1 protein-coding gene is annotated in these 688 nt (G+C 61.6%); it reads right to left on the bottom strand.

What is annotated here, in order from left to right; translation table 11 throughout:
• Positions 1–250: 250 nt before the first annotated feature.
• Positions 251–688: ATP-binding protein (locus tag R5H29_RS05575; protein WP_332328888.1), on the bottom strand; the 438-nt coding region annotated here is incomplete at its 5' end.

Below are 688 nucleotides of genomic sequence, written 5' to 3'. Positions count from 1 at the left end.
ACGATTACGGAGTCCGGTCGGCGTCAATTTTGATGGCCGATAGGTGGCCGCGCCGGTTGGTGAATTCTGGCTACCATTTGCTGTTGCGAGGAGCAACCGTCGAGCGACAATTACGACGCTGGGTAATTGTCGCTGGCGCTGGCCGGAAGCGAGGGGTTGAAGCGCATGGGATGGTTGGCATGTAATTGCCGCTGGCGACAATTACCCGTTGCCTCAGCAAGGGTGCTCCCGAGCGCGAAGCCAGCGACAATTATGATGGCCGGTCCGGGGCGCCATTGGGCGGGTCGTAATCGCCGGCGTTGATGCGGGCGACGGCGGAACGCTTGCGGTAGCTTTCGCCGTTCATCTCGATGATGATCGAGTGGTGCACGAGGCGGTCGATCGCGGCGACAGTCATAGCGGGATCAGGGAAGACGTTGTCCCATGCCGAAAATGGCTGGTTGGCGGTAATGGCGAGCGAGTGGCGTTCGTAGCGGTGGGCGATGAGCTCGAACAAGGCGCTGGTCTCGACCTGGTCCTTGCGGACGTAGGACAGATCGTCGAGCACGATGAGATCGAACTTGTCGAGCTTGTCGAGCATGGCGGGTAGGCTGAGGTCGCGGCGCGCGGACTGGAGCTTCTGGACCATGTCGGTGGTGGAGCAGAACAGGACGCGCCGCCCCGTGTCGATGAGGGCATGACCAATGGC

This window comes from Stenotrophomonas sp. A3_2 (assembly GCF_036624925.1).
In the GTDB taxonomy this organism is placed as follows: Bacteria; Pseudomonadota; Gammaproteobacteria; order Xanthomonadales; family Xanthomonadaceae; genus Stenotrophomonas; species Stenotrophomonas hibiscicola.
The sequence above is the reverse complement of the archived record's forward strand: the minus strand, read 5'-3'. Positions and strand labels throughout refer to the sequence as shown.